The sequence below is a fragment of the Kribbella speibonae genome (genome assembly GCF_004331375.1).
Taxonomy (GTDB): domain Bacteria; phylum Actinomycetota; class Actinomycetes; order Propionibacteriales; family Kribbellaceae; genus Kribbella; species Kribbella sindirgiensis.
The window spans coordinates 2462770-2488633 of the sequence record NZ_SJKC01000001.1 but is presented as its reverse complement, the minus strand read 5'-3'; the positions used below and the strand labels follow the sequence as shown (position 1 = coordinate 2488633).

At 69.0% G+C, this 25864-nt stretch carries 27 protein-coding genes; 15 read left to right on the top strand and 12 right to left on the bottom strand.

Annotated elements, in window-relative coordinates; genetic code table 11:
- Positions 1 to 58: 58 nt before the first annotated feature.
- The gene (locus E0H92_RS12525; protein WP_131496303.1) at positions 59 to 895 is read right to left on the bottom strand and encodes an aminoglycoside phosphotransferase family protein; all 837 of its coding nucleotides are present in this window, start codon (positions 893 to 895) and stop codon (positions 59 to 61) included.
- A 70-nt stretch (positions 896 to 965) separates the two neighbouring features.
- Between E0H92_RS12525 and E0H92_RS12520 the strand changes: the two genes are divergently transcribed.
- The 4 genes from E0H92_RS12520 (at position 966) to rsgA (ending at position 4674) form a co-directional block, all read left to right on the top strand.
- Positions 966 to 1697: a DsbA family oxidoreductase gene (locus E0H92_RS12520; RefSeq protein WP_131496302.1), complete on the top strand. Its 732-nt coding sequence runs from the start codon at positions 966 to 968 to the stop codon at positions 1695 to 1697.
- A gap of 46 nt (positions 1698 to 1743) precedes the next feature.
- Complete coding sequence (locus E0H92_RS12515) at positions 1744 to 2322, top strand: DoxX family protein (RefSeq protein ID WP_131467637.1); 579 nt, start codon at positions 1744 to 1746, stop codon at positions 2320 to 2322.
- Positions 2323 to 2395: 73 nt separating this feature from the next.
- Entirely contained in the window at positions 2396 to 3664 is a 1269-nt protein-coding gene (aroA, locus tag E0H92_RS12510; protein ID WP_131496301.1) for a 3-phosphoshikimate 1-carboxyvinyltransferase, read from the top strand.
- On the top strand, positions 3664 to 4674 hold the full coding sequence (gene rsgA, locus E0H92_RS12505; RefSeq protein ID WP_131467639.1) for a ribosome small subunit-dependent GTPase A: 1011 nt from the start codon (positions 3664 to 3666) through the stop codon (positions 4672 to 4674). The genes aroA and rsgA overlap by 1 nt, the downstream gene beginning before the upstream one ends.
- Here the strand turns inward: rsgA and E0H92_RS12500 are convergent.
- Positions 4667 to 5143: a DUF2231 domain-containing protein gene (locus tag E0H92_RS12500; RefSeq protein ID WP_131496300.1), complete on the bottom strand. Its 477-nt coding sequence runs from the start codon at positions 5141 to 5143 to the stop codon at positions 4667 to 4669. The two genes, rsgA and E0H92_RS12500, sit on opposite strands and share 8 nt — an antisense overlap.
- A gap of 147 nt (positions 5144 to 5290) precedes the next feature.
- Here E0H92_RS12500 and hisN point away from each other — a divergent pair, with 147 nt between their 5' ends.
- Genes hisN through E0H92_RS12485 form a run of 3 tightly spaced genes read left to right on the top strand, consistent with a single transcriptional unit; the run spans position 5291 to position 8731 of the window.
- Positions 5291 to 6070, top strand: a complete 780-nt coding sequence (hisN, locus tag E0H92_RS12495; protein ID WP_131467641.1) for a histidinol-phosphatase — start codon at positions 5291 to 5293, stop codon at positions 6068 to 6070.
- 31 nt (positions 6071 to 6101) lie between these two features.
- Positions 6102 to 7385, top strand: a complete 1284-nt coding sequence (locus E0H92_RS12490) for a M16 family metallopeptidase (protein WP_131467642.1) — start codon at positions 6102 to 6104, stop codon at positions 7383 to 7385.
- Positions 7382 to 8731, top strand: coding sequence for a M16 family metallopeptidase (locus tag E0H92_RS12485; RefSeq protein WP_131467643.1), 1350 nt, complete (start codon positions 7382 to 7384; stop codon positions 8729 to 8731). Before E0H92_RS12490 ends, E0H92_RS12485 begins: the two co-directional genes overlap by 4 nt.
- Positions 8732 to 8780: 49 nt before the next feature.
- Here E0H92_RS12485 and E0H92_RS12480 read toward each other — a convergent pair whose 3' ends face one another.
- The 3 genes from E0H92_RS12480 to E0H92_RS12470 all read right to left on the bottom strand — a co-directional run bounded on the left by E0H92_RS12480 (position 8781) and on the right by E0H92_RS12470 (position 11427).
- A complete protein-coding gene (locus E0H92_RS12480; protein WP_131467644.1) occupies positions 8781 to 9206 on the bottom strand; it encodes a CBS domain-containing protein in 426 nt (141 codons plus the stop codon).
- A gap of 278 nt (positions 9207 to 9484) precedes the next feature.
- Positions 9485 to 10132, bottom strand: coding sequence for a response regulator (locus E0H92_RS12475; protein WP_131496299.1), 648 nt, complete (start codon positions 10130 to 10132; stop codon positions 9485 to 9487).
- Entirely contained in the window at positions 10126 to 11427 is a 1302-nt protein-coding gene (locus E0H92_RS12470) for a sensor histidine kinase (RefSeq protein ID WP_131496298.1), read from the bottom strand. Before E0H92_RS12470 ends, E0H92_RS12475 begins: the two co-directional genes overlap by 7 nt.
- 213 nt (positions 11428 to 11640) lie before the next feature.
- Between E0H92_RS12470 and E0H92_RS12465 the strand changes: the two genes are divergently transcribed.
- From E0H92_RS12465 to E0H92_RS12450, 4 genes are all read left to right on the top strand, one after another.
- Positions 11641 to 11823, top strand: a complete 183-nt coding sequence (locus tag E0H92_RS12465) for a hypothetical protein (RefSeq protein WP_131496297.1) — start codon at positions 11641 to 11643, stop codon at positions 11821 to 11823.
- Positions 11824 to 11828: 5 nt separating this feature from the next.
- A complete protein-coding gene (locus tag E0H92_RS12460; RefSeq protein ID WP_131496296.1) occupies positions 11829 to 12173 on the top strand; it encodes a GyrI-like domain-containing protein in 345 nt (114 codons plus the stop codon).
- 35 nt (positions 12174 to 12208) lie between these two features.
- Positions 12209 to 13420 carry an MFS transporter gene (locus E0H92_RS12455; RefSeq protein WP_131467648.1) on the top strand — a complete coding sequence of 404 codons (1212 nt, stop codon included), beginning with the start codon at positions 12209 to 12211 and terminating at the stop codon, positions 13418 to 13420.
- 102 nt (positions 13421 to 13522) lie between these two features.
- The gene (locus E0H92_RS12450; RefSeq protein WP_131496295.1) at positions 13523 to 14191 is read left to right on the top strand and encodes a hypothetical protein; all 669 of its coding nucleotides are present in this window, start codon (positions 13523 to 13525) and stop codon (positions 14189 to 14191) included.
- Positions 14192 to 14287: 96 nt separating this feature from the next.
- Here E0H92_RS12450 and E0H92_RS12445 read toward each other — a convergent pair whose 3' ends face one another.
- The 4 genes from E0H92_RS12445 to E0H92_RS12430 all read right to left on the bottom strand — a co-directional run bounded on the left by E0H92_RS12445 (position 14288) and on the right by E0H92_RS12430 (position 18660).
- Positions 14288 to 15115, bottom strand: a complete 828-nt coding sequence (locus E0H92_RS12445) for a carbohydrate ABC transporter permease (RefSeq protein WP_131467650.1) — start codon at positions 15113 to 15115, stop codon at positions 14288 to 14290.
- Positions 15112 to 16053: a carbohydrate ABC transporter permease gene (locus tag E0H92_RS12440; protein ID WP_131467651.1), complete on the bottom strand. Its 942-nt coding sequence runs from the start codon at positions 16051 to 16053 to the stop codon at positions 15112 to 15114. The genes E0H92_RS12445 and E0H92_RS12440 overlap by 4 nt, the downstream gene beginning before the upstream one ends.
- A 25-nt stretch (positions 16054 to 16078) precedes the next feature.
- Complete coding sequence (locus E0H92_RS12435) at positions 16079 to 17464, bottom strand: extracellular solute-binding protein (protein ID WP_131467652.1); 1386 nt, start codon at positions 17462 to 17464, stop codon at positions 16079 to 16081.
- A gap of 194 nt (positions 17465 to 17658) precedes the next feature.
- A complete protein-coding gene (locus tag E0H92_RS12430) occupies positions 17659 to 18660 on the bottom strand; it encodes an ABC transporter permease (protein ID WP_131496294.1) in 1002 nt (333 codons plus the stop codon).
- A 107-nt stretch (positions 18661 to 18767) separates the two neighbouring features.
- Here E0H92_RS12430 and E0H92_RS12425 point away from each other — a divergent pair, with 107 nt between their 5' ends.
- The 3 genes from E0H92_RS12425 (at position 18768) to E0H92_RS12415 (ending at position 22693) form a co-directional block, all read left to right on the top strand.
- Complete coding sequence (locus E0H92_RS12425) at positions 18768 to 19364, top strand: TetR/AcrR family transcriptional regulator (protein WP_131496293.1); 597 nt, start codon at positions 18768 to 18770, stop codon at positions 19362 to 19364.
- An 81-nt stretch (positions 19365 to 19445) separates the two neighbouring features.
- Positions 19446 to 20231 (top strand): ABC transporter ATP-binding protein, encoded by a 786-nt coding sequence (locus E0H92_RS12420; RefSeq protein ID WP_131496292.1) that lies wholly within the window; start codon positions 19446 to 19448, stop codon positions 20229 to 20231.
- Positions 20228 to 22693 carry an ABC transporter permease gene (locus E0H92_RS12415; protein ID WP_131496291.1) on the top strand — a complete coding sequence of 822 codons (2466 nt, stop codon included), beginning with the start codon at positions 20228 to 20230 and terminating at the stop codon, positions 22691 to 22693. Before E0H92_RS12420 ends, E0H92_RS12415 begins: the two co-directional genes overlap by 4 nt.
- Before the next feature lie 143 nt (positions 22694 to 22836).
- Here E0H92_RS12415 and E0H92_RS12410 read toward each other — a convergent pair whose 3' ends face one another.
- Together E0H92_RS12410 and E0H92_RS12405 are read right to left on the bottom strand one after the other, a co-directional pair.
- On the bottom strand, positions 22837 to 23463 hold the full coding sequence (locus tag E0H92_RS12410; RefSeq protein ID WP_131496290.1) for an NADPH-dependent FMN reductase: 627 nt from the start codon (positions 23461 to 23463) through the stop codon (positions 22837 to 22839).
- A gap of 60 nt (positions 23464 to 23523) precedes the next feature.
- On the bottom strand, positions 23524 to 24186 hold the full coding sequence (locus tag E0H92_RS12405) for a DedA family protein (RefSeq protein ID WP_131467658.1): 663 nt from the start codon (positions 24184 to 24186) through the stop codon (positions 23524 to 23526).
- A gap of 192 nt (positions 24187 to 24378) precedes the next feature.
- On the opposite strand from E0H92_RS12405, the gene E0H92_RS12400 reads away from it, so the two are divergent.
- The gene (locus tag E0H92_RS12400) at positions 24379 to 25107 is read left to right on the top strand and encodes a 6-phosphogluconolactonase (protein ID WP_131496289.1); all 729 of its coding nucleotides are present in this window, start codon (positions 24379 to 24381) and stop codon (positions 25105 to 25107) included.
- On the opposite strand, the gene E0H92_RS12395 is transcribed toward E0H92_RS12400, so the two are convergent.
- Positions 25104 to 25862 carry an SDR family oxidoreductase gene (locus E0H92_RS12395; RefSeq protein ID WP_238173388.1) on the bottom strand — a complete coding sequence of 253 codons (759 nt, stop codon included), beginning with the start codon at positions 25860 to 25862 and terminating at the stop codon, positions 25104 to 25106. The two genes, E0H92_RS12400 and E0H92_RS12395, sit on opposite strands and share 4 nt — an antisense overlap.
- Positions 25863 to 25864: the final 2 nt, after the last annotated feature.

The window sequence follows — 25864 nt, the reverse complement described above, 5'->3', positions numbered from 1 at the left end:
GATCCAGGCCCGCGCTGACACCGAACCGCCGTGGCGCTGACACGGCGACTGACGCCGATCAGAGGATGCGTTCGAGGGCCGCGTGGCCGATCGGGCCCCAGTGGGTCTTTCCGCCCGGGATGCCCTTCTCGCCGTTGATGCCCATCGCGATCAGGAACAGCGCACGCGTCACGGCCCAGCCGCGTGCCCGGCGTACGGTCGCCTCGTCCGCCCCGTAGGCGTCGAGGAAGCGGTCCGGCTCCGGGAGCAGGATCCAGGCGGCCGCGACGTCGTTCGCCGGGTCGCCGGAGCCGATCTCCTCGAAGTCGACGACGCCTGCGAGCGTGCCGTCGGCAACGACCACGTTCGCCGGGTGCAGGTCGCCGTGCAGCCACACCGGCGCCCCGTCCCACTTGGGCGCCGCGAGCGCGTCGTCCCAGACCGCACGGATCTCGTCGGCGCGGCCGACGGACGCCTGCACCTCGTCCCAGCCCGGGCTCGGCGCGAGCGTGCTCCGTTCGCTGACCGGCGCGCCGGCCGGCGGCTCGGTGTGCAGCGCCTTCAAGAAGTCCGCAAGTACGTCGGCAGCGGCCGGATCCGTGATCGGCGCATGGTCCGCGGGTTCACCGTGCACCCAGGTGGTGATCAGCCACGCCCGCGGGAAGCTGTCCGACGGGTCACAGAGGCGGACCGGGGTCGGGACGGACAGTGGGAGCTGGGCGGCGAGGCTGGGCACCCACTGGTGTTCTCGGCGGAGAGGCTCGGAGGCCTGGTTGAAGCGGGGCATCCTGACGGCCAGGTCGTCGCCGAGGCGCCACATCTGGTTACCCCAGCCGCCCACGACCTCCTTCAGCTCCAGATCCGCGAGGTCGGGGTGGTGCTCTTTCAGCAGGGTCCGCACGAGTTCGTCGTCCATGGGTCGTCAGACGCGTCACACCGGTGGCTGGTTGGGAATAGGTCCACAGAACGGACAGTTGCCGACAGTTATGCGCATTGATGTGTGGTCCGACGTCGTCTGCCCCTGGTGCTACATCGGGAAGCGGCGGCTCGAAGAGGCTCTCGCGGACAGTGGTGAGAGCGCCGAGATCGTCTGGCACAGCTTCCAGCTGGACCCGTCGTCGACGAACGACGACCCGCGGGACCTGCCGACCCGGCTCGGCGAGAAGTACGGCCGCGGCCGCGAGTGGGGCGTGCAGGCGAACGCCCACGTCACCGAGGTGGCGGCCGAGGTCGGGCTCGAGTACCACCTGGACCAGGCGAAGTCGGTGAACACCGTCGACGCGCACCGCCTCCTCCACCTGGCCCGCGACCTCGGGGACGCCGGTGAGGTGCCCGCGGACACGCAGGGCCGCCTCAAGGAGCGTCTCCTCAAGGCGTACTTCACCGACGGCCTCCCGGTCGGTGACCACGCCACGCTGACCGAGCTGGCCACCGAGGTCGGCCTCCCCGCCGAGCGGGTGCGTGAGGTTCTCGCGGGGACGACGTACACCGACGACGTCGCCGCGGACCAGGCGCAAGCCCTGGCGTACGGCGCGAACGGCGTGCCGTTCTTCGTCATCGACGAGAAGTACGGCGTGAGCGGCGCCCAGCCCGTCGACGTCTTCAAGGAAGCTCTGCGCCGGGCGAACGCGGACCGCAAGCCGGTGACGCTCATCACCGCACCGGGCGCGACGGACCAGGACGACCCGACTTGCGGGCCGGACGGGTGCGCTATCTAAGTCGTGGGTACCGGGTGATCTACGGAACGTGGTGTATCAAGGAGGTATGACTGTCGTGCGCGCACTGGCCAGGCCGTTGCTGTCCGTCATTTTCGTCGTGCAGGGTGCGAACGCGATCCGCAACCCCGAGCCGCTGGTTCCCAAGGCGCAGCCGGTGACCGACCGGATGGTGCCGATGGTGAAGAAGGTCGCCCCGCCGCAGGTGAGCGACCGGATCCCCGACACGACCGCCAACCTGGTCCGGCTGAACGGTGCGGTGCACGTGCTCGGCGGCCTCGCGCTGGCGACCGGCAAGGGCCGGAGGCTCGGCGCGGGCCTGCTGGCCGCGTCGCTGGTGCCGACGACCCTCGCCGGCCACCCGTTCTGGCTGGAGAAGGACAAGACCGTCCGCAACCAGCAGCGCATCAACTTCATGAAGAACCTGGGCATCCTCGGCGGTCTGCTGCTGGCCGCGGTCGACACCGAGGGCAAGCCCGGGGTCGCCTGGCGCGCCACGCACGGCGCTCGGGCGGCGAAGCGCGAGACCAAGCGCGGCGCGAAGGCCGCCAAGCGCGAGGCGAAGGAACTGGCCCGCGAGGCGAAGCACGCCGCGAAACTCGCGAAGGCGGAGCTGCATCTCGGCTGACGCCGTCCTCGGACGGCTGGAGCGCGCCCATGCCCTAGGCTCAGAGCAGGTAAATACTGAGCTGAGGAGTGGGATGAGCGAGCAGGGCTGGCCGGCGCCGCGGGTCGATGGAGCGGTGACCGGTACCGTCACGGTGCCTGGATCGAAGTCGATCAGCAACCGTGCGCTCATCCTCGCCGCGATCTCGGACGGCCCGTCGCACCTGACCGGCCTGCTCGAGGCCCGCGACACCTCATTGATGCGCTCCGCCCTCGTCTCGCTGGGCGTAGGCATCGCCGACAGTGGTACGACGGTCACCGTCACCCCGGGCTCGCTCAAGGGACCGGCGAACGTCGACTGCGGTCTGGCCGGCACCGTGATGCGATTCGTACCACCGGTGGCCGCGCTGGCCGACGGCGTGGTCGCGTTCGACGGCGACGAGTACGCGCGGGAGCGGCCGATGGGCGTCATCCTGGGCGCTCTGCGAACCCTCGGCGTACAGATCGACGACGGCGGGACCGGCCGGATGCCGTACTCCGTGTCCGGCACGGGCTCGGTGCGCGGCGGCAAGGTGACGCTGGACGCGTCCGGGTCGAGCCAGTTCGTGTCCGCGCTGCTGCTGGCCGGCGCGCGGTACGACGAGGGCGTCGACATCCGGCACGACGGGAAGCCGGTGCCGTCGCAGCCGCACCTGGACATGTCGGTGGCGATGCTGCGGGAACGCGGCGTCACGGTCGACGACGCGGAGCCGAACCGCTGGGTCGTTGCTCCTGGCCCCATTCGGGCGCTGGACTACGCGATCGAGCCCGACCTGTCGAACGCGGCGCCGTTCCTCGCCGCGGCCGTCATCACCGGGGGCTCCGTCACCGTCACCGGATGGCCCGCGGAGACCACGCAACCCGGTGGCCAGCTGCCGGAGATCTTCACGCGCTTCGGCGCCGACGTGACGCTGGGAGCCGACGGTCTGACCGTTCGCGGCACCGGTCGCGTGCAGGGCTGCGACCTCGACCTGAGCGAGGTCGGTGAGCTGACGCCGGTGATCGCCGCGGTGGCCGCGTTCGCCGACGGACCGTCGTACCTGCGCGGGATCGCGCACCTCCGCAACCACGAGACCGACCGGCTGGCGGCGCTCGAGACCGAGTTCAACGCGCTCGGCGGGGACGTCACGCAGCTCGACGACGGACTGGCGATCCGGCCGAAGCCCTTGCAGGGCGGGCTCTTCCACACCTACGCCGACCACCGGATGGCGCACGCCGCCGCCGTCGTCGGCCTGCTCGTCGACGACCTGCGGATCGAGAACATCGGCACCACCGCGAAGACCTTGCCCGCGTTCCCCGAGATGTGGTCGGAGCTCGCCGGCTGATGTCGCGGTACGACGAGGAGGCCAAGTACGACCGTCCGAAGCGCCGGACCCGGCCACGGACCAAGGACCGCCCCTCGTACGACAGCGCCGCCATCGGGTTCGTGTTCACCCGCGACCGCGGGCGTTACGCCTGCTGGGTCGAGGACCCGGACGGCGGCCGCGAAGTGACCGCGATGAAGGCCCGGCAGCTCGGCCGCACCGGCGTGATCGTCGGCGACCGGGTGAAGCTCGACGGCAACGCGAGCGGCGACGAGGGCTCGCTGGCCCGCATCGTCGAGGTTCTCCCCCGGACGACGCTGCTCCGCCGCTCGGCCGATGACGACGACCCGGTCGAGCGGCCCCTGGTCGCGAACGCGGACCAGCTCGTCATCGTCGTCGCGGTCGCGAACCCGGAGCCCCGGACCGGGTTGATCGACCGCTTCCTGGTCGCGGCGTACGACGCCGGGATGCGGCCGCTGCTCTGCCTCACGAAGACCGACCTGGCCGACCCGGACCCGCTGCTTTCGATCTACCGCCCGCTCGGCGTCGAATCGGTGGCGACCCACCAGAACGGCGACCTGAGCCAGCTCCGTGAGCAGCTCGACGACCGGACGAGCGTTCTGGTCGGCCACTCAGGCGTCGGCAAGTCCACGCTGGTCAACGGCCTGATCCCGGACGCGAACCGGGCGATCGGCGTCGTCAACGAGGTGACCGGCCGCGGCCGCCATACGTCGACGAACACCCTGGTCCTGCGCCTGCCCGAGGGCGGCTGGATCATCGACACCCCCGGTATCCGCTCCTTCGGCCTGGCCCACGTCGATCCGGAACAGCTGATCCACGCGTTCCCGGATCTCGCCGAGATCGCCGAAACCTGTCCGCGGGGCTGCACCCACACCGCCGACGCCCCGGACTGCGCGCTGGACGACGCGGTGGCCGCGGGCCGTGCCGACGCCGCCCGCGTCGACTCCTTCCGCCGGCTATTGGCGTCCCGCGAAGGCCGGGAGCTGCGCGAGACCGAGGAGCCTACTTAGGCGGCAACTGGCCGTCCCAGACCGCCTTCGCGCCCGCGTCTCCGGTGCGGACGGTCTGCCAGATGACCAGTACGCCGATCACGACGACAGCCGCCTGGGTCAGCAGCTCGAGCGGCCGGCTCTTCGTTGCCTTGTCACCCTTGATGCCGGCCAGCAGCAGGAAGGCGGCGACGGCAACGACTGCGAAGATCAGGCAGTACCAGAACAACAGGTCGCCGCGCTTCGAGTGCAGCTCGACGGCCTTCGCCAGCGTCGGTACGGCGGCCACGAACGCCTCACCGCTCTCCTTCGCGACGTACGCGCAGACGAGCGTCCCGACGCCGAGGATCAGCGCCGGCCAGCGCAGCAGCCGCCGCCACCGCGGCACCACGGCGAAGGCGATCAAGGTCAGCGCCGCCACCGGCAGCAGCACCACGGTCAGATGGATCACCAGCACGTGCAGCGGCAGGTCCCCGAAGCGCTCGAACATGGACAGCCTCCATGGCAGTCGTGTGACGTGATCAGACACTAATGGCACGTTCAACGACAGCCTTTGGTTCAATCCGGACCGCAATCGATCCGCAACTGATCCCGGACACCCGGTCCGCTCAGGAGCGGTTCAGGCTAGCCTTCCGGCATGCCTTCGCACACGGATGACCTGCGGCTCGCCCACATCCTGGCCGATGACGCGGACTCGACCACGATGGACCGCTACAAGGCGCTCGACCTGCATGTGGCCACCAAGCCCGACCTCACTCCGGTGAGCGAGTCGGACCAGAAGGTCGAGGACGTGATGCGCAAGACGCTCGCCCGGGCCCGTCCCCGGGACGCGTTCGTGGGCGAGGAGGACGGCACCAGCGGCTGGGGCGTGCGGCGCTGGGTGGTCGACCCGATCGACGGCACCAAGAACTACATCCGCGGCGTCCCGGTCTGGGCCACGCTGATCAGCCTGATGATCGAGGACCAGGTCGTCGTCGGCGTGGTCTCGGCCCCCGCTCTCGGGAAGCGCTGGTGGGCGTCGTACGGCGACGGCGCCTGGACCGGCCGCGCGCTGCACTCCTCGCAGCCGTGCCGGGTCAGCGACGTGAGCAAGATCGAGGACGCGTCGCTGTCGTACGCCTCGCTCAAGGGCTGGGAGAAGATCGGCAAGAAGAACCAGTGGGCGGACCTGATGGACTCGGTCTGGCGGACCCGCGCGTACGGCGACTTCTGGTCGTACATGCTGGTCGCGGAGGGCGCGGTCGACATCGCCGCCGAACCGGAGCTCAACCTGTACGACATGGCCGCGCTCGCGATCATCGTCGACGAGGCGGGCGGCACGTTCACCTCCGTCGACGGCGCCCCCGGCCCCAACGGCCCGAACGCCGTCGCCACCAACGGCCGCCTGCACGACGAAGTCCTCAAACGTCTCGAGTAGCCGGGTTTCCCGACCACGTATGGTGGCCGGTATGCCCTTGACGTACCCCATCGCGGAGCAGACGCTCGACAACGGCCTCCGGGTCGTCGTGAGCTCGGATCGCGCCGTCCCGATCGTCGCCGTCAACCTCTGGTACGACGTCGGGTCGCGCCACGAACCACCGGGCCTGACCGGGTTCGCGCACCTCTTCGAGCACCTGATGTTCCAGGGGTCGCGCAACGTCGCGTCCGGTCAGCACTTCAGCCTGCTGGAGACCGCGGGCGCGAGCCTCAACGCTTCGACGTTCTTCGACCGGACGAACTACTTCGAGTCGCTGCCCAGCGGCGGTCTCGACCTCGCGCTCTGGCTCGAGGCGGACCGGATGGGCTACCTGCTCGACGCGGTCAACCAGGAGAACCTGGACAACCAGCGTGACGTGGTCAAGGAGGAGAAGCGGCAGTCGTACGACAACCGTCCGTACGGCGACTCCTACGAGCGGCTCGTCCGGCTCGCGTTCCCCGAGGGCCACCCGTACGCGCATATGACGATCGGTTCGATGGCCGACCTGGACGCCGCCTCCGTGGAGGACGTGCACGCCTTCTTCCGGAAGTACTACGGGCCGAACAACGCCGTCCTGACGATCGTCGGCGACGTGTCCACCGACGACGCGTTCGACGCCGCCAAGCGGTACTTCGGCCATCTGCCCGCGATCCCCGCGCCGCCGCCGGCGCCGGACGGGACGATCGGCCCGATGACCGGCGTACAGCGCGACGACGTGACGTCCGACGTACCGTCCGACCTGATCACGATGATGTTCCGGCTGCCCGTCGACGGGACGCCCGAGCTGGACGCGGCCGGGCTCGCGCTCGATATCCTCGCCGCCGGGCAGAGCGGCCGTTTGAACCGGCGGCTGGTCCGCGACGAGCAGATCGCGCAGTCGGTGTCGGGTGGCGCGCTGCCGCTGATCGGCGGGGTGTCGTTCGGGACGCTGACCGGGATCGCGTCGGACGGGATCGACCTGCAGAAGGTCGAGGACGCGCTGCTCGAGGAGATCGAGAAGCTGGCTCTCGAGGGTGTCGGCGAGGAAGAGTTGACGACGGTGCAGGCGCAGGCCGAGCGCGACTGGCTCGAGCAGCTGGCGACCTGTGCGGGTCGTGCGGACGAGATCTCGCACCACGCGTTGCTGTTCGGCGACGCGAACCGGATCAACACGCGCATCGACCAGGTGCAGGCGGTGACCGTCGAACAGGTCCAGGCGGCCGCGCGGAAATGGATCCGCGCCGAGGGGCGTGTGCAGGTCACGTACCGCCGTACCGAGTCGGAGGAGCAGGAATGAACCAGGTTCTGACGACCCCGCCGGCTGTCGGCGCACCGCGTCCGTGGAAGTTCCCGGAGGCAGTGACCACGCGGACCAGCGTGGGCGCGCCGGTGCATGTCTTCGACCGTCCGGGACAGTACGTCGCCACCGTCCGGGTCACGATCGCGATGCCGCTGATCGCCGAACCGCGGGAGCTCGAAGGCGTCGCCACGATCATGTCGCGGACGCTCGACGAGGGCACCGAACTGCATTCGGCCAACGAGTTCGCCGCCGCGCTGGAACGGCACGGAGCGGCGTACGGCGTGGACGTCAGCTCGGACGCTCTGCACGTGGAGATCTCGGTGCCGGTGTCGCATCTCGCGCCGGCGGTCGAGCTGCTGGCCGAGGCGATCACCCGGCCCGCGTTCAACCAGGCCGATGTCGGGCGGCACGTGACGATCCGGCTCGGCGAGATCAACCAGGAGCGGGCCAACGCCGGGTACCGGGCGCGGGAAGCGTTCTCGGCGCACCTGTTCGACCCGTCGACGCGGCGGTCCCGGCCGACCGCGGGCCGGCCGGACACGATCCGTCCGCTGACGAATACCGAGGTCGCCGAGTTCTACCGGAACAACATCGGCCCCGAGCGGGCCGAGATCCTGTTCGCCGGTGACGCGACCGGCGTCGATGTCGCCGGCATCATCGACGCGGCCTTCGCCGGCTGGACGTCATCCGCCGGTACGGCGCTGGAGACGCCGGAGCCGATCTACCTGCTGGGCAACCGGGTCGTGCTGGTCGATCGGCCGGGCTCGGTGCAGAGCCAGCTGCTGATCGGGTGCGCCGGTCCGGACCGGCGGGACCCGGCGTGGGGTGCGGCCGCGGTCGCGAACCACGTCGTCGGCGGCACCATCACGTCCCGGGTCGACACCGTGCTGCGCGAGGAGAAGGGCTACACGTACGGGACGCGGACCAGCTTCGCGGCTCCGCGCAAGGGCGGGACCTTCAGCCTCGGCGGCGCCGTACGGACCGAGGTGACCGGCGCCGCGATCGGTGACGCGCTCCGGATCCTGCGGGAGGCCCGCGACGGGCTCACTGAGCAGGAGGTACAGGAGGCGAAGGACAGCCTGATCCGCACCGCGCCGCTGCGCTACGAGCAGGCCGACTCCGTCGCCCAGCAGGTCGGCAGCAACATCGCGAACGGCGTACCGATCGACTTCGCCGACACGTACCTGACCAACATCGCCGCCACCACGGCCGCCGAGGCGACCGAGGCCTACCGCAAGTACGTCGGCACCGACGGCCTGCTCGTGGTCGTGGTCGGGGAAGCCAAGGACGTCCGTCCTCAGCTCGCGTCCCTCGACCTCGGCGACCTGATCGAACTGGGCTGAGCGCTGAATCCTCTGCCCCGGAGACGGCCGGGGCAGAGGGCCCACCCGGTCAGCTGCTGATGTAGTTGGAGAGTTGTTCGGTTTCGAACTCGAGTTCGCCGATCCGGGACTTGACCACGTCACCGATGCTGACCAGGCCGGCAAGGTTGCCGTCGACAACGACCGGGACGTGCCGGATCCGGCGGTCGGTCATCAGCCGCATCAGGTTGTCGATCAGGTCGTCCGGTGTGCAGGTGTGCACCTCCGACGTCATGATCGCGCTGACCCGGACCTGGCCCGCGTCCGGCGTACCGTTCCAGAGCCGGACGATGTCGCGCTCGGAGACGATGCCGTCCACCGACGCTCCGTCCGCGCTGACCACGACCGCACCGATGTTGCGTTCGGCCAGCAGCGTGAGCAGTTCGGTGACAGTGGCTTCTGGGGAGATGGTGACGACCTGGTTGCCCTTACCGCGCAGTACGTCATTGATCTTCACGGAGCCTCCTGCAAGTTCGAAGGACCAATACCCCAAGGTACCGGCATTCCCCCGGTCACCCCCAGTGACAACGACGGACAAGCGTCGGCCCCGCGTTGCCCGCCGGCAGGTGTTTAGTTGTTTGAACGCTCAAACTTGCGCTCGGGGGTGGCTCCGCGGCCGTTCGCTACTTAGGGTGATCGCAGAGCGTGTGCGCGGAGGGGTGCACACGGTCGATCGGGAGGGTACCGATCGTGGGGGCGGTGAAGAGGGGGGATCGCCCGCACGGTCGGCACCTCTCAACGCTCGTCCTTCAACAGGTCAATCGCCGCTTGACGGTCCTTGACCCGGAGTTTGCGCAGGACCGACGAGATGTGGACCCGGACCGTCGTCGGCGAGAGGAACAGGCGCTTGGCGACCTCCTCGGTGGTGAGGCCTTCACCGAGCAGCCCCATCACCTCCCATTCGCGGGACGTCAGCAGCGCCGCCTTCGACCGCCGGACCGTGCGCCGGCGCCCCGGTTCCCGGAACTCGTCGAGGATGCGCGCGACCAGCGATCGCGGGATCGCCGCCTCCCCCGACAGCACGCCGCGCAACGCCGCCGGTAACCGGCCCGGATCGGTGTCCTTCAGCAGGTAGCCGGCCGCCCCCGCGCGGAGCGAGTCGAACAGGTCGTTGTCGTCGCGGGACACGGTGAGCATCACGATCGCGATCTCCGGCAGCAGCCGGGCGACCTCGGCGGCCGCCCGGATCCCGCCGCCGGGCATGTGGATGTCGAGCAAAACGACGTCCGGCCGGTGCTCCTCGGCGAACCGCACGGCCTGCGGCCCGTTGGCCGCCTCGGCGCACACCTCGAACCCGCCCGCCTCCAGCGCCTGCCGAATATGCGCCCGCAACTGCGGGTGGTCGTCCGCGATCACCACCCGGCTCGGCTCGGCGTTCACCACGTAACCACCACCGTCGTCCCCTCGTCCGGCCGCGAGGTCAGGTCGAAGGTCCCGGGCAGCGCCTCCGCACGCTCCCGCATACTGATCAACCCGAAGCCGGTCCGTGATCCCCCCGGGTCGAACCCGGCCCCGTTGTCGGAGATCCGCAGCCTGCTGCCCTCGCCGTCACGGCCCAACTCGACCCTGACCCGATCCACCCTGCCATGCCGGACGGCGTTCAGCACCGCCTCCCGGGCGATTCGGACCAGGGAGTGGCGCTGCGCCCGGTCGACCACGATCGACTCGTCGAGTTCGAGATCCAGCGTCACGCCGTACCGCTGGGCGAGTTGCTCGACCGCCCGGTGCAGCACGAGACCGAGCGGCTCGTCGTCCGACCGGCCGAGGGCCTCCAGCATCTGCCGCGCCTCGTCAAGGGCACGATCGCTGGCACCGAGGATCCGGTCGACGCGCGGGCGATCGTCGAAGGTCGAGAGCTCGGAACGGATGTAGCCCAGCTCCTGCAGTACGCCGTCGTGCATCTCGCGAGCGAGCCGTCGCCGGTCCTCCGCCACCGCCGCCTCCGCCTGCAGCGCCCAGTGCCGGCTGATCTCACGGCCCGCGGCGACGAGCAGCAGCAGGTACGACGCGGTGCGCAGCACGGTGCCGGAGTACAGCCAGTCCTGGTGCACCGGAGGAAACACCAGGTAGTTGAGCCGCGCGAACGCACCCACCGCGCAGGCAGGACCGAGCCACCGCAGCAGTACGTCGTCCCGGCTGCGGGCCTGCATCGTGAACCCGACCGCGGCCACAGCGAAGCAGGTAAGCGTCACGAGCTGTGGCAGCAGGGGCGCGTTCGTGGTGGAGAACTCCGGCAGCGAATCCTTGCGCCAGTACATGACCGCGCTGATCACGAGCACCACCGCGACGACCGGCGCCAGTGCCCAGTGCCGCCAACCGCGCCGGCGTGCCTGGCGGTCCGGGACGAGGGCCGAGGCGGCGATCAGCAGCGTCCCGACGATCCGCAGCGCCGGCGGCAGCCAGTTGCCGAACGCGCCCACCGGCTCGTTCTTCGCGAGCGTCACGCTCAGCACCGCGTTCGCCGTACCGAGAACCACCAGTCCCTGTAAGAGGAGAAGGTCCTGCCAGGTGTTGGTACGCCGAAAGCGCCCATAGACCAGGTACGCGAGCAGGAGCGCGACACAGCCGTTGACGGTCTCGAGCACGAGGACCGCCTCCGGGCTCTCGTACCCGAACTCGCGCTCCCACCGCCCCACCGCGACAGCCGCAGCAGCGAACCCGGCAACGAGTAAAGCCAACGTCACGCTTCCCCGTGCCGCCCAAAAACCACTCAGACGCCCCCTCACAACTACCGACCGTACGCCGATCCCCCACGCACAGAAAACACTCCGCCCGCCCACCGAACGCCCCGTGTGGAATGCCCCGTGTGGAATGCCCCGTGTGGAATGCCCCGTGTGGAATGCCCCGTGTGGAATGCCCCGTGTGGAATGCTCGGCCCGAGGAGGAGAGCCATGGACGTGGTGGAGCCGACCCGGGTCGTCCAGTACGACGCCCGGAGCTGTCTGGGGATCCGAGTGGTGACGCCGTTCCGCGGAATGCTGGGGAAACGGAACGAACTGCTCGACGAGCTCATCGCCTTCGTGGCCGAAAACGGCATCGACGACGCCGGCCCGTTCTTCTCCGGCTGCACGTGATCGACATGAGCGGGCCGATGGATCTGGAGGTCGGCGTCATCACCCCGACCGCCCTGCCCGGCGACGACCGGGTGGGTCCCAGCACGCTGCCGGCCGGGCAGTACGCGACGCTGACCTACCGCAATCATTCGCTCCGCGCGAACCGTGCGCTGCTCGACTGGGTTGCCGACGAGGGGCTGACCCTCGACCGGGACGAGGTCGCGACCGGCGACGCCTTCGGCTGCCGGTACGAGGCGTACCGCACTGATCCCCGCACCGAGCCGCGGAAGACGAAGTGGGAGGTCGAGCTGAGTATGCGGCTGGCAGACAAGCCGGATATTCCCCCGCGGGAGACCCACGGGAGACCGTAGGATCTGCTGGTTCGTCGGGCGGTGAGGGGGATGCGGTGACTTGGCGGCAGGACCTCGCCGTACTGCGGCATCGTGACGTCCGGGTCTTCGTGTCCGCGCGGTTCATCTCGATTCTCGGGTCCGCGATCGCACCGGTGGCGCTGGTGTTCGCCGTACTCGACGTGTCGCATTCGGCCAGCGCGGTAGGGACCGTACTGGCCGCGCGGAGCATCCCGAACATCGTGTTCCTGCTGATCGGCGGCGTGATCGCCGACCGGCTGCCACGGCACCTGGTGCTGGTCGCGGCCAACACGATCAGCGGACTCACCCAAGGACTGGCCGCGACACTCGTCCTCACCGGGCACGCGACGATCTGGCAGCTCGCGGCGATCGAGGCGGTGAACGGGGTGGCGGCCGCGTTCGTGATGCCCGCGATGACCGGGATCCTGCCGTCGATCGTGGACCGCGCCGAACTCCCCCAGGCCAACGCGATCGCCGGGTTCGCGCGCTCGGCGGCGATGATCGGCGGCGGCGCGGTCGCGGGCGTGATCGTCGGGCTGACCGGTCCGGGCGTCGGGCTCGCGGTCGACGGCGTGACGTTCCTGATCGGTGCGCTGTTGCTGTCCCGCCTGACGATCCCGCGGATCGAACGCGCGGCGAGCTCGGTACTGACCGACCTGCGGGAGGGCTGGAAGGAGTTCGCGTCCCGGCAGTGGGTCTGGGTGATCGTGCTCGCGTTCGCGCTGCTCAACCTGATCTTCACGGCCTGCTACCAGGTCCTCGGCCCGGTGATCGCGGACCGTACCTTCGGCCGGGCCGGCTGGGGTGTGGTCAGCGCCTGCTTCGGCGCCGGACTCATCGTCGGCGGCATCGTCATGCTCCGCCTCAAACCGCGCCACCCGATCCGTACCGGGATGCTCGGCATGCTCCTCACGGTCCCGGTGATGCTGTGCCTCGCGCTGCTGCCGCAGCTCTGGGCGATGGCGATCGCGGCTTTCGTCCTCGGGATCGGGTTCGACGTCTTTGGGATCGGCTGGGAGACCGCACTCGGCCAACACGTACCCATCGACAAGCTGTCGCGCGTGGCGTCGTACGACATGCTCGGCTCCTTCATCGCCGGGCCGATCGGCCAACTCACGGTCGGGTACGTCGCGGTCGCGATCAGCGCGAAAGCCGTCGAACTGTACGGCGCGGCGCTGTTCGTCCTCATCACGCTCATCGCGCTCGTCGTCCCGTCCGTCTGGAACCTGCGGCGGGTGGACGAGTGACCTTTGGTGGGTAGACGTCCGAGATGCTGGGTTTGCGCACCGGATCTCGGCCGTAAACCCGGCATCTCGGACGCCTACCCACGAAATGCGTAGTGTGGGTGCGTGAGCTCAATCGTTCCGGGACCTCAGAAGAAGATCGGCGAAGAGATCGACGCGGCTCGCTCCGGCGCCAAACCGCTCGACGCCAGTGCCCTCAACCCGTCGGCGCCCCGTCAGGAGCAGCTGACCGGTCTCGACGACTGGCCCGACTCGCTGCGCGCGGCGATCGAGGCGGAGCATGCCCGCGTCGCCGCGCTGGACTCGAACCGCCGCAGGACCGCCGACAAGGCCGTACCCGAACTCGTCCACTGCCTCGACGCGCTCCTGGACGAGATCGCCGCCCGCCTCCAGTCCGACAAGCCCCGCCTGTTCGGCAAGTCGACACCCGCCGCAGACCCATCACCCGAAGTCGCAGAACTCCTAGGCATCCCGTCCGACGAACTCGAGGCACCGGGCCGAGGCGAGCACCGTACGGCGCAACGCACGATCAAACAGCTCCGCGCCCAACTGAAGGACTTGGAAACAACCCCCGACCACTCCCGCCTGACCCGCCTGGCAACCTTCACCATCCGCCTGGCCGTAGTCCTAGACGCCGCCCCCGAAGCCGCCACCCTGGCCCCACTGGCGCTCGCCCGCTTCGCCGAAGGCGTCCCAGACTTCCAATGGGAAAAGACCTTCCCCGAAAAGCTCGCCTTCTGGCAAGAGGCCCGCACCACCCTCACCACGGACTGACCACCCCGCGCGCAAACATCCACCACGCGGCACGCCTGCGAAGAGAACAGCCGCCGCGAAGCGGTGTCCTTTCGCGGCGGCTGGTTGTTAGAAGGTTCAGCCTTTGATGGCGCCGCCTAGGGCGAAGGCGCCGCCTAGTTTGCGGCTGAGGAGGAGGTAGAGGAGGAGTACGGGGGTGGTGTAGATGAGGGAGTACGCCGCCAGCTGCCCGTAGTTCGGTTCGCCGTACTGGCCGAAGAACGTGAAGATGCTGACCGACGCCGGCAACCGCTCCGGGGAGAGCAGCAGCATGAACGGGACGAAGAAGTTCCCCCACATGCCGATGAACGTGAAGATCAGCACGACCGCGATCCCCGGCCACATCAACGGCAGCACGATCGCCCGCAGCGCGCGCATGTTCCCGGCGCCGTCGACCCAGGCCGCTTCCTCCAGCGACAGCGGTACGCCGTCCATGAACGTCTTCGTCAGCCAGATCGCGAACGGCAACGCCGAGGTCGCCATGAACATGATCGTGCCGCCGAGCGTGTCGACCAGGTTCAGCTGCACGAACAGCCCGTACACCGGCACCATCACCGCGGTGATCGGCAGCCCGGTGCAGAACAGCACCGTGAGCAGGAACGGCCGGTTGAACCGCGTCCGGAACCGCGACAACGGGTACGCCGCCAGCACCGCGCACACCATCGTCAGCAACGCCGCCCCGCCGCACAGCACGATGCCGTTCAGCACCGGCCGGTACGTCGTGTCGGTGTTCAGCACCGCCTTGAAGTTCCCGAGCGTCGGATGCGTCGGGAACTCGACCCGCAGGCCGGCCGTCCGGTTGATCGACGCGAACAGCACCCACAGCAGCGGAAGCACGAACAGTACGCCGATGGCCAGCAGCACCAGGTTCGACGCCAGTTTGCTCATCTTGTCGCGGGCAATCACGCTGCCTCCGAGTTCAGTCCACGTAGGTAGATCAGCGAGAAGACCGCGCCGATCGCCAGCATCACCAGGGCGATCGCGGTGCCGTAGCCGATCTGGGAGAAGCTGAACGCCTGCTCGTACATGTACAGGGGCAGCGTCTGGCTCTTGGTGCCCGGGCCGCCGCGGGTCATCGCGAAGATCAGGCCGAACACGCTCAGCGTCTGCAGCGTGATCAGCATCAGGTTGGTCATGATCGCGCGGGTGATCATCGGCAGCGTCACGAACAGCAGCCGCCGCCAGCCGCCCGCGCCGTCCATCTCGGCGGATTCCTCGATCTCCTTGGGAATCTCGCTCAGGGCGGCCGAGTAGACCAGCATCGAGAACGCCGTACCGCGCCAGATGTTGGCCAGCGAGACCGCGATGATCGGTGCCGCGTACAACCAGTCCTGACCGGGCAGGCCGACCGCGTGCAGCATCACGTTCAGGGTGCCGTCGTCGTTGAAGAACGCGCTCAGCAGGTACGCCGCGACCACCTCGGGCAGCACCCACGCGCCGATCACCGCCGTACCGACGAAGTTCCGGACCAGCTTCGTGGACTTGCGCATCAGCAGCGCGAGACCGAGGCCGAGGCTGTTCTGCCCGATGATCGCGGAGATCAGCGTGAACACCAGCGTCAGCCAGATCGCGTTCGTGAACGCTCCGCTGGAGAACGCCTTGCGGAAGTTGTCCAGCCCGACGAACTTCACGTTCGCCGCGCCGGTGCCGGTGAGCGCCATGTTGGTGAACGCGGCGTACACGCAGTAGATGATCGGGCCGGCCAGGAAGACCAGCATCAGTCCGATGGCCGGCGACAGCGGCAGCATCCGGATCAGCTTGGCGGCCCGCGGTTTCCCGCCCCCTCCGGACGTCTTGCCGGAGGGAGCGGGAGTGGAGGCCGTGGGGGCGACAGTCGTCGTCACAGGCAAGGTTCCTTCGTCGGTTCGGCTACTGGCCCGAAGTCGTCTTGTCCTTACCGACGATGCCTTCGACCGCTTCGTCGTAGTTCTTCGCCGCCTTGTCCGGGGTCGACTGCCCGGTCATCACGGCCTCCATCGCGGTGATGATCTCGTTCGAGACCTTCGGGTATTCCGCGAACGCGGGCCGGTACACGGTCACCGACACCAGGTCGGTGAAGAACTGCGTGCTCTTCGCCGAGTTCTTGTAGGTGGCATCCGCGGCGACGTCCTTGCGTACGGCGATCTGCGCGCCGTCGGTGGCGTACTTGGTCGCGTTCTTCTGCGTCTGCAGGGTCTTGATCAGGTTCCAGGCCGCGTCCGGGTTCTTGGACTTGGCCGGGATCGCCCAGGTCCAGCCGCCGGAGAGGCTGACCTTGCCCTTGCCACTGCCGTCCTGGGTCGGCATCGCGGTCTGCCCCATCACCTCGGTCCACTGCGGCCACGGCTTCGCACCGGTCTTCTGCCAGTTGCCGTAGATCCAGGAACCGTCCAGCGCGATACCCAGCTTGCCGCCCGGCAGCAGCTCGGTGCCGACCTTGCTGCCCATGTTCGGGTCGAGCGCCTGCTTCGGCGACGGCGCGAGGCCCTCGGTGTAGATGGTCTTGATGAAGTTCAGCGAGTCCTTGAAGCCCTGGCTGCCGACGACCCACTTCTGCTGGTCGTTGTTGTACAGCGTGTCCTTGGTGCCGTAGAGCAGCATCTCGAAGCCCTGCATCGCGGACGCTTCACCCATCGGCTTGCCCGAGTACACGTTCATCGGGATCACGCCGGGGACCTTCTGCTTGATGGTCCGCGCGGCGCTGAGGACGTCGTCCCAGGTCTTCGGCTGCCAGTCGGCGGGCAGGCCGGCCTTCGCGAAGATCTGCTTGTTGTACCAGAGCGCGCGGGTGTCGGTGCCGTCCGGTACGCCGTACGTCTTGCCGTCGAGCGCCTTCGCCGCGCCCTTCGCGGTGTCCTGGAACTGGCCCCACTGGTCCCATTTGTTGATGTAGTCGTCGAGCGGCTTCAGGTAGCCGGCGGTGATGTCGGAGTTGATCAGGAAGGTGTCCTCGTAGACCACGTCCGGCGCGGTGTTCGGCGACCGCATCATCAGCTGCAGTTTGGTGTAGTAGTCGTTCTCCGAGGCAACGATCGGCAGGATCTCGACCGTCGAGCCGGGGTTCGCGGCTTCGTACTCCGACTTCACGCCGGTGAGGAAGTTCTTCATCACGACGCCCGGGCCCCACTGCTGGTACGCGATCTTGATGTGCGCGGGACCGGAGCTCTGCGAGCTGCCGGCGTCCGGCTGCTTGGTCGTCGACCCCTGGCTGCAGGCCGTCACCGCGAGCAGCAGCGCGCTGGTTACCGCGGCTACTTTGAAACGTTTCCTAGACATCATTCAGGTCCACCTTCGGGCAATCGTTGTCATGCCGGTACCACGACCCAAACCCTGCGGGCTTTCTCGTGACCGTAGGAGCCTTGAATGACCGAAGTCAATGCTTGACAGACAACGTTGTCGCGGCAGGTCTGCGGTAACGCGGTGACCGGGACGTAACGATCCGGTCACCGCGTTGTCATACCCCCACTTTGTCAGGCGGCGACGGCGGACGCCTCGTGCCGAGCGGGTACGGCGCGTCCTCGGGAGCGCAGCGCGCCGAGTCCGCAGAGCGCCACTCCGGCGAGTAACCAGCACGCCAGTACGACGAGTGGCCGTGCAGCGCCGGCGCCGTCGAAGAAGCTCACCGAGCGCAACGCCGTACCGGCTGCTCCGGGCGGCAGCAGCTGACCCAGCGTGCCCCATCCGCTCGGCAGCATCTCGGGGGCGCTCGTCATTCCGGAGAGCGGGTTGCCGAGCAGCATCATCACGGCGCCGCCGAGCGCGAGTCCCGCCGTACCGAGCAGCCACTCGAGTCCGAGCAGGGTAAGACTGATGGCCGCGATCGACATCGCGATCACGCCCGCGTTGCCGAGGTAGCTGCCTTCGAAGGAGCCGAGCCAGTACTGCAGTACGGCGGCCAGCGCGAGCCCGCCGGTGATCGCGAACGTGACCGCGCCGATCATCCGCTTCGCCCCGGACCGCACCAGCTGGGTCAGCGCGGCGGCGGCGAGGATCCCGCCGAGCACGAGCGGCAAGGCGCCCGCGGCCAGACCGGCACCGCGCGGATCGTCCTTCGGCAGCGGCACGATGTCGGTCACCTTCGCCGGGTTCTCCGGGGACATCCGGGCCGACAGTTGCGTCAGCACCTGCGCGATGGCGGGGCCGCCCGCGGAGGCGGTCAGTACTTCGGGCTGCGCCGCGTCCAGCACGATCGCGCCGTACGCGTCCCGGTCCTCGATCCGCTGCACCGCCGCCTGCCGATCCGGTACGGCGGTGATCTCGAAGCCACCGGGCATCGCCTGCTCGAGACCGGCCTGGATCTGCGCGACCGCCGGCGTCGGGCCGGACACCGCGATCGGGACGTTCCGCGGTTCGGAGCGCGCGGCCGGCCACGCGAAGGCGATCAGTAACACCGTGAGGACCGCGGTCAGCAGGGTGATGACGGCGATCAAGGGCGGCCGGCGACGGTCGGCCGCGTGCGCCTCAGTGGTCATGGCTGGTACTCCCTCGAGCTAAAACCGAATGATCGTTCTTTATAAGTCCGAGCCTGGCAACGGTCCGGCGACTTGTCAAGAACGGACATTCGTTTTATGTTGCGAGCGTGCCCAAGGTCACCGAGGAACATCGCCTGGCGCGCCGCGCGCAGATCGTCGCGGCGGCCCGTACCTGTGTGCTCGAGGACGGTTTCCACAAGACGACGATGGCGGACGTGATCCGCGAGTCCGGGCTGTCCGCGGGCGCCGTCTACGGGTACTTCAAGAGCAAGGAAGAGATCGTCGCCGCGATCGCCGAGGACGCGCTCAGCACCGTGGACGAGGTCTTCCAGAAGATCCTCGCCACCGAGCAGCCGCTGACCCCGCTGATGGCGCTGGAAACCGCGCTCGATCACGTCGTCGAGGTGTCCGAACGACCCGGCGGCGACGTCACCCGGGTCGCGGTCCAGGCCTGGGCCGAGGCGTTGCGCAACCCGGCGATCATGCAAACGGCCTCCGGCAAGTACACGCAACTGCGGAACCGGTTCGAGGACGTCGCCCGCCGCGGCCAGGCCGACGGCACGATCGACGCCGACGTCGATCCCCGGTACGTCGCCCAGGCCCTGTTCGGCCTGATCCCGGGCTTCGTCCTGCAGCGGCTCATCATCGGTGACGTCACCAAGGAGACGTACAGCGCGGGCCTCCGCGCCCTGCTCCGTTCCTGACCGTGGGTGGGGTTTCGTCCACCATCAGGCGGCGGTTCAGCACCATGGGTTCGTACGCCGCTGATCCGTAGCGTCGGCGGCATGAAGAAACGGACGCAGGAAGCAGTCGACGGGACCGGGTACTCGGTCGTCCTGCACGACGTACGACGGGTCTACGGCCGTGGCGGCAACGCCGTCACCGCCCTGAACGGGATCTCGATGAAATTCGCCCCCGGTACCTTCACCGCGGTGATGGGTCCGTCCGGATCGGGCAAGAGCACCTTCCTGCACTGTGCGGCGGGGCTCGACCGGCCGACGTCGGGCAGCGTCTCCATCGACGGCCAGCCGCTGGCCGGACTGAGCGAGCGCAGGCTGACCGAGCTCCGGCGGGAGCGGATCGGCTTCGTGTTCCAGTCGTTCAACCTGCTGCCGGCACTGACCGTCTGGCAGAACGTCTGCCTGCCGCAAGAGCTCGACGGGCGCCGCGTGAACAAGGCCGCCGTACGGCAGGTGCTGGAGCGCGTCGGCCTCGCCGACCGGGCCAAGCACCGCCCCGGCGAACTGTCCGGCGGGCAGCAGCAGCGGGTCGCGATCGCCCGCGCGCTCGTCGCCCGGCCGGCCGTGATCTTCGCCGACGAACCGACCGGCGCTCTCGACACCCAGACCGCCGCCGACGTCCTCGAGCTGCTGCGCGAGCCGGTGCGGACCCAAGGCCAGACGGTCGTCATGGTCACCCACGACCCGGTCGCCGCGTCGTACGCCGACCAGGTCGTCTTCCTCGCCGACGGCGCCCTCGCCGGCAGCCTGACCGCCCCGACCGCCGAAGCGGTCGCCGACCGGATGACCCACCTCGGCGCGCGGTCCAACCTGCAGGCGGTGGCGGGATGATGCGTCTGGCTGTCCGCACCTTGCGCCATCGCAAGAGCGGATTCATCGCCACGTTCATCGCGGTCGTCTTCGGTACGGCGATCGTGATGGCCTGCGGCGGCCTGATGGAGACGGGGATCCGTTCCAACGTCGAACCCGAACGCCTGGCCGCGACCTCGCTGGTCGTGACCGGCAAACAGTCACACCACCGCCCCGGTGTCGAAGACCCCACTCCGCTGACCGAACGCGTCGGCGTACCGATCGACCTCCTCGCCAAGATCCGTTCCACAGAAGGCGTCTCCTCCGCGGTAGGCGACTACACCTTCACCGCCGTCGGCCCGGCGGTTGCCGAGGGCCACAACTGGTCGAGCGCCGCCCTCGCCCCTTATGAACTCAGCTCTGGGAAAGCACCGCGTTTCGGGCAGGTAGTTGTCTCGTCCGGGAAGGTCGGCGAGCAGCTGACCCTGCTGATCAACGGCGAGCCGAAGACCTTCACGATCAGCGGAATCGCCCCCCGGGCCGCGAGCCACGCGTTCTTCTCCGATCGTGACGCGGCGCAGCTCGTCCGCAACCCGTCCCGCTTCGCCGATGTCGGCGTACTGGTTGCCCCCGGCACCGACCTCTCCGCGGTCAAGGACCGGCTGGAAGAGGTCGACGGGAACCTGACGGTCCGCGCGGGGGTCGACCGCGGCCTCGCGGAGCACCCGGATGCCGAATCCCACCGTACGGCGCTGATCGCGATCGCCGGATCGTTCGGCGGGATCGCGACGATGACGATGATGTTCGTGGTCGCGTCCACGCTGGCGCTCGCGGCGCAGCACCGGCAACGTGAGTTCGCGCTGCTCCGCGGGATCGGCACCACACCCGGTCAGGTCCGGCGGATGATCCTCGGCGAGGCGCTGATGGTCTCGCTGCCGGCCGTCGTCCTCGGCTGTCTGCCCGGGATCTTCCTCGGCGGGTTCCTCTTCGACCAGCTCAGTTCGCACGGCGTCGCCTCGCCGGTGATCGAGTTCTCGCAGGGCTGGATCCCGTTCGCGGCGGGCGCCGGCGCGGCGGTCCTCGCGGCCGTCGGCGCGGCGCTGATCGCGGCCCGGAAGTCGGCGAAGATCAAGCCGGTCGAGGCGCTGGTCGAGGCCTCGTTGCAGCGGAAGTGGTTCAGCTGGATCCGGTTGCTGTTCGGTCTGTTGTTCCTCGGCGGCGGGATGGCGTTGCTGATCGTCACCGCGACGGTGATGTCCGGGCCGCTGGCCGCCTCGACCGCGGGTCCGTCGATCCTCTGCTGGGCGATCGGTGTCGCGTTGCTCGGCCCGTTCTGGAGCAAGCTGGTGCTGGGGATCTGGCGCTGGCCGGTCCAGGCGCTGACCCGGGTCAACGGCCGGCTCGCGATCCGCAACCTGTCGGCACGATCGGTCGCACTGTCGGCCGCCGCGATGCCCGTGATGCTTGCCGTCGGCATCTCGACCGCCAACCTGTACATGCAGACCACACAGGTGCACGCGTCCTCGGAGGCGTTCACACGGGATCTGCGCGCGGACGCCGTACTGGTGTCGGAGGCCGGCCTCTCGCCGACGGTGCTCTCGCAGGTTCGTGAGGTGCCTGGCGTGGCGAGCGCGTCGGCGTTCGTCCGCAGCATGGGCGCGGTCGACGACCCTCGCAAGGCTCCGTTCGACGAGGACGGCGCGCCGATCATCGGCGTGGATGCGCAGGGCGCTGAGGGCACGGCGCCGGTTCGGTTGACGAGCGGATCGCTGGCCGGCCTGACCGGGGCGACCGCGGCGATTCCGGAGTACATGGCTCAGAAGACCGGTCGCGGGGTCGGCTCGGAGATCACGATGACGTTGGGCGACGGGACCACGACGAGGTTGCGGGTGGTTGCGACGTTCGCGGCCGAGCGTGGGTACGAGACGATCATCCTGCCCGCGTCGCTGGTCGTCGCGCACACGACGGACGGGTTGACGAAGCAGATCCTGGTACGCGCCGCGCCGGGAGCCGACGTACGGCCTGGTCTGGCTGAGCTCGCCGCCGCCCACCCGGGCGTCCAGGTCGCCGACCGCAGCACGCTGGTCGCGTCGAACGTCGAGGACCTGCAGACCCAGGCGTGGATCAACTACATGCTCGTCGGCATGCTGATCGCCTACACCGCGGTCTCGGTCGTCAACACCCTGGTGTCGACCACCCTGCGCCGCCGCCGCGAGTTCGCTCTGCAGCGGCTGACCGGCTCGACCCGATTCCAGGTGCTCCGCATGCTGACCACCGAAAGCGCCCTGGTCACCCTCACCGGCGTAACGCTGGGCACCGCAGTCGCCCTGGCCTGCCTACTCCCCTTCTCCGCCAAGGTAGCCAACGACGCCCTCCCCACCGGCCCGATCTGGATCTACCTAGTAGTCGTAGGAGCCGCCGCCCTCCTGACCTTCGCCTCAACCCTCATCCCAGCCACCACAACCCTCCGCCACGCCCCCACCCAACCGACCTACAACGACTAACAGGCTGGTGTGCAGAAGAACAGGAGGTACCAAGGCCGCCCCTAGTGCACCCGAGCGTCGCGGGGTTTGCGGCATACAGCGTCCCGCAGGTGCACTACCTGTTCTTCTGCACCCCCTTCCGCGACCTCCCCCCGGGGTTTGCGCTATCGGGCGGGGGTTGGTTCGGGGACTGGTTGGAGGGCGATGGTGGTGGCTTGGATGATGGGGGCGTTGGTGCGGATCCAGGTTGAGAGGGCGACCTGTAGGTCTTCGAGGTCGCGCTCCTCGAGGATCACGCCGGGTACTGGGACGCTCGCGCCCAGCTCTGCGAGGACCGGGCGGAGGTGGTGGTCGGCCAGGAGTTTGTGGCTCGGTGCGGCTGACACCGTCACCGGGACGACCACGGAGCCGGCCAGTGCGGAGGGCCGTAGTACGTCGAGGAAGCTCTTCAGGAGCCCGGTGTAGCTGCCCTTGTAGACCGGAGTCGCGACAACGATCACCGAGGCCGACGACACCAGATCGATCGCACTCTCGAGCGCGGCCTGCGCGTCGGCCCCGGCGTCCTCACCCTGGAAGATGGCCGGGGCGATCGTCACGAGATCGATCAGCTCGTCGATCCGGTACGGCGTACCGAGCTCGGAGGCGAGCAGCTCCGCGACCGACGCCGCGGCGGCCGCTGTCCGCGACCCGGCCCGCGGGTTGCCCACCAACGTGACCACCGACTGCGGCCAGACCGGCGGCTCCTGCGCACCTTGCGGCACGACCTGCGACTCGAACGCGACTGACGGCATCTGACCCATCTCCTGACCCCTCGACGGCAACTCCCTCGAGAGTAGTCAAAGTCGAGCCGCTTACTTGACTTTCTCAGAATCCGAACGCCGGGCCCGGACCTTCACCACGACGAACCACCCGACCGCCGCCACCGCGGCCACGATCACGACCTTCTGGAACACCCCTACCGACGACTCCACCAGATGCCACCGCTCACCGAGCTGATAGCCGGCGAAGATCAGCAACGAGTTCCACACCAGGCTTCCGACGGCCGTCAGCGCCAGGAACAGCGCAACCGACATCCGCTCCACACCGGCAGGCACCGAGATCAGGCTGCGCACCACCGGAACCAGCCGCCCGATCAGCACCGCCTTCGCACCGTGCCGGACGAACCATTCCTCGGCCTTGTCGACGTCCTGCAGCTTCACCAGCGGCAGCTTTTCGGCGAGCGCCCGCGTCCGTTCCCGCCCGAGCACCGCGCCCACGCCGTACAGCGCGAGCGCACCCACGACCGACCCGAGCGTGGTGAAGACGATCGCGGCGACCAGCCCGAAGTCACCCCGCGCCGCCGCGAACCCGGCCAGCGGCAGGATCACCTCGCTCGGCAACGGCGGAAACAGGTTTTCCAACGCCACCGCAAGCCCCGCGCCGGCCGGTCCCATCCGCTCCATGAGATCGATCGCCCACCCGGCCACCCCGCCGGTCGGCTCCTGCACCGCGCTGATCAGCGCCTGATTCGTCATGCCCACGAAGCTATGTGGACGGACAAACCGACACACTCCGGCCAGCCACCAACCGGCCCGGGGGTTATCCCCCCGAGGTGAGCACACCTACCAGTTACCGGGCACATGCCATTTCCTGTACCCAGGCCCCGGCGTTTGTTCACAGATCGGCATGGCGAGGCGGTGATCCGGCGGGTGTGCGAGGGTTTCCGCATGACTGTTGAGCATGCGCCGCGAGTCGTCACCTGCTCGGACCGCACGGAGCTCGGGCGGGCCGCAAGCGCCGCCGCTGCCGAGCGGCTGCGGAAGGCGATCGCAACGACCGGGCGGGCGCGCCTCATGCTGGCCGCCGCGCCGAGCCAGACAGCCACCCTCGCCGCGCTCGCCGTGGAACCGGATCTGGACTGGAGCCGGGTCGAGTGCTTCCACATGGACGAGTACGTCGACCTGACGCCGGAGGCACCGCAGTCGTTCCGCAACTGGCTGCGCCGGAACTTCCTCGACAAGGTGCCGCAGGCAACGTTCCACCCGCTGGCACCCGAGGACGGCCCGGACACCTACGCGGAGCTGATCGGCGACGAGCCGTTCGACCTCGTCCTGTTCGGTCTCGGCGTCAACGGCCACCTCGCGTTCAACGATCCGCCCGCGGACTTCAACGACCCGGCGGCCACGAAACGCGTCGCGCTGGACGAGACCAGCCGCCGGCAGCAGGTCGACGAGGGCAACTTCGCCCAACTCACCGACGTACCGACCCATGCGATCACCGTCACCATCCCCCGCCTGCTGAACGCGCACGCGCTGATCGGTTCGGTCCCCGGATCAGTCAAACGCCAGGCCGTCCACGACACCCTCACACAGCCGATCGACCCGAACTACCCCGGTACGGCGCTGCGCACGCATCCCGACGTACAACTCTTCCTCGACACCGACTCGACCCCCTAGCCGACGCCGAGATGCAGACCACCGGACGCGTCCACGACCTGTCCGGTGATCCACCGCGCCGCGGGTGAGGCCAAGAACGCGACCACCTCGGCGACATCATCGGCACCGCCCAACCGGCCGAGTGCGGTCTGCGCGACGATCAGCTCGGTCAACCCGGGCGTCTCGAAGATCGCGCCGTTCGCCTCGGTCCGGGTCGCGCCGGGCGCGACCGCGTTCACGGTGATGCCCCGCGCGCCCAGCTCCTGCGCCAAGGTGAGTGTCATCGTTTCCAGCGCACCCTTGGTGATCGCGAACGACGTCTGCGCCGGGTTCGCCATCCGGGTCGCGACCGACGAGATCGACACGATCCGGCCGTCGTCGGACAGCATCGGCAGCAGCCGCTGGATCAGAAAGTAGGGCGCTCGTACGTTGACCGCCATCAGCCGGTCGAACGCCGCCTCCGTGTCCGCACCGATCGGACCCGCCGGTGACGCCGCCGCGTTGTTCACCAGCACATCCAGCCGCCGGCCGGCCAGCTCCGCGTCCAGCTGATCAACCACCGACTCGACGTCACCGGGCACGCCCAGCTCGGCCCCGATCACGAACCCGCGCCCGCCGATCCGCGCCAGCGTCGCCTCGGCACCGGCCTTGTCCCGCCCGTAGTGCACGGCGACCTCACACCCCGCCACGGCCAGCCGCTCCGCGATCGCTCGCCCGATGCCGCGGGAGGCACCGGTGACCAACGCGACCTTGCCGTTCATGTTAGAAACTATCATGT